Raw genomic sequence first — 2,652 nt, 5'->3', positions numbered from 1 at the left:
GTGGCGCGTGCCCCTGGACGGCGCGTGACGCGCCGGCCGGACGACGGCGGGGGAGGTGCGGCGGACCCCGGGATCCTGTCGTACGAGGGTTTCGACGCCGCCACCGAGGGGCTCCGGGAGGCGCTGTGCACCCTCGGCAACGGCTACGTCGCCACGCGGGGCGCGGCCCCGGAGTCGTCCGCGGACGGCGTGCACTACCCGGGCACCTACCTGGCGGGCTGCTACGACCGCCTGAAGTCCGTGGTCTCGGGGCGCGTGGTGGAGAACGAGGACCTGGTCAACGCCCCGAACTGGCTGCCGGTCACCTTCCGTACGCCCGGCCAGCCCTGGCTCACGCTCGACGGCGGCGAGGTCCTGGAGCACCGGCAGGAGCTGGACCCGCGCCGCGGCCTCCTGACCCGGCGCACCCGGTTCCGGGACCCGGCCGGCCGGGTGCTGGCCGTGACGCAGCGGCGGCTGGTGTCGATGCGCGACCCGCACGTGGCCGCGCTGGAGACCACCTTCCTGGCGGAGAACTGGTCGGGGTCCATCGAGGTCTGGTCGAGCCTCGACGGCCGGGTGGTCAACGCAGGGGTGGCGCGCTACGGGGCGTTCGACGGGCGGCACCTGGTCCCGGTGGCGGAGGGCTACGACGAGGCGGAGGACGTCTCCTGGCTGCAGGTCCGCACCGCGACGTCGCAGATCCGGATCGCCCAGGCGGCGACGCTCGTGGTCACCGACCCGGCCGGGCCGGTGACCAGCCGCGCCGAGCGCGCGACCGGCCGGGCGTCGGTGCGGATGTGGCCCGACCTGGTGCAGGGCGTGCCCGTCACGGTCGAGAAGCGCGTCGCGATCTACACCTCGCGGGACCTCGCGATCTCCGAGTCGCTGAGCGCCGCCCGCGAGCACGCGGCCCACCTGCCGCCCTTCGGGGACCTGCTCGCCGACCACGTCCTGGCCTGGGAGCGGCTGTGGCGCGTCAGCGAGGTCGGCGTGACCGGCCGGCCGCGGCGGGCGCTGGAGCTGAACACGTTCCACCTGCTGCAGACCCTGTCCGAGCACAGCGCGCACCTCGACGTCGGCATGCCGGCCCGCGGGCTGCACGGGGAGGCGTACCGGGGGCACGTGTTCTGGGACGAGCTGTTCGTGTTCCCGTTCCTGCTCCTGCGCTTCCCGCGCGTCGCGCGGTCGCTGCTCATGTACCGGTGGCGTCGCCTGCCCCGGGCGCGGCAGGCGGCCGCGGACGCCGGCTACCGGGGCGCGATGTACCCGTGGCAGAGCAGCAGCGACGGCCGGGACGAGACCCAGCGGACGCACCTCAACCCGGTGTCGGGCCGGTGGCTGGAGGACCATTCGCACCTTCAGCGGCACGTGGGCATCGCCGTGGCGCACGACGTCTGGCAGTACTACCAGGCCACCGGGGACGTCGCGTTCCTGCACGGGTACGGCGCCGAGATGCTCGTCGAGATCGCCCGGTTCTGGTGCAGCCTGGCGACCTATGACGCCGCCACCGACCGGTACGACATCCGCGGCGTCATGGGTCCCGACGAGTACCACGACGCCTACCCGGGCGCCGACCGGCCGGGGATCGACAACAACGCCTACACCAACGTCATGGTCACCCGCGTGCTGCGGCACGCCCTGGACGCGCTGGCGCTGCTGGCCGGGCCGGAGCGGGACGCGCTGGCCCGCCGGCTCCGCCTGGGGGACGCCGAGACCGACCTCTTCGAGCGGGTCTCCCGGCGCATGCGCGTCGTGTTCCACGATGACGGCGTGATCAGCCAGTTCGAGGGGTACGACCAGCTCGCCGAGCTCGACTGGGCGGGGTACCGCGCCCGGTACGGAGCGATCCGCCGGCTCGACCGGATCCTCGAGGCCGAGGGCGACTCGGTCAACCGCTACCAGGCCTCCAAGCAGGCCGACGTGCTCATGCTGGTGTTCCTCCTGGGCGAGCGCGGTGTCATCGACGCGCTGGACGCGCTCGGCTACCGGTTCGACCGGGCCGCGCTGAACCGGACCGTGGACCACTACCTGGCGCGGACCAGCCACGGGTCGACCCTCAGCGCCGTCGTCCACGCCTGGGTGCTGGCCCGGCGCGACCCGAGCGCGTCCTGGCGGTTCTTCCGCGAGGCGCTCGACAGCGACATCGCCGACGTCCAGGGCGGGACCACCGCCGAGGGCGTGCACCTGGGCGCGATGGCCGGGGCCGTCGACCTGGTCCAGCGCTGCTACCCGGGCCTGGAGCTCACCGGCGACATGCTGCGGCTGAACCCGCGCCTGCCCGACACGATCGCCGAGCTGCGGTTTCGCCTGCGGTACCGCAACCACTGGGGCATCGAGGTGCGGTGCAGCGACGACCAGGTCCGCATCAGCCTGCCCCGGTCCCGGCAGCCGCCGATCACCGTTGCCGTCGACGGCGAGCGGCGAGTTCTGGGACCGGGAGAACGGTGGGAGACGCGGCCGGCAGGACGACGGTGAGGAAGTCCTCGTCGTCGCCGGAACCGCACAGCGGCAGGACCGGATCGGCCGGGTCCGGTGCGTCGTGGCACGCGACCGCAGCCTGCTGCTTGGCGCGGTCGCACGCGACCGCGAGCATGCCGTCCGGCGGGTCGGGCGTGTCCCAGGTGCGACGCACCCAGCCGTACAGCGGGCAGCCCAGCCGGGCCGCGACGC

2 protein-coding genes are annotated in these 2,652 nt (G+C 74.1%); one reads left to right on the top strand and one right to left on the bottom strand.

The features are described from left to right. Positions 1-2,457: glycoside hydrolase family 65 protein (locus PROKR_RS18155; RefSeq protein ID WP_245605875.1), on the top strand; the 2,457-nt coding region annotated here is incomplete at its 5' end. Here PROKR_RS18155 and PROKR_RS36965 read toward each other — a convergent pair. Continuing rightward, the coding region (locus PROKR_RS36965) for a hypothetical protein (RefSeq protein WP_036965409.1) at positions 2,378-2,652 on the bottom strand (275 nt) is incomplete at its 5' end. The genes PROKR_RS18155 and PROKR_RS36965 overlap by 80 nt on opposite strands.

The organism is Promicromonospora kroppenstedtii DSM 19349 (assembly GCF_000515355.1).
Taxonomy (GTDB): domain Bacteria; phylum Actinomycetota; class Actinomycetes; order Actinomycetales; family Cellulomonadaceae; genus Promicromonospora; species Promicromonospora kroppenstedtii.
This window is presented reverse-complemented; position numbering and strand designations above follow the sequence as displayed.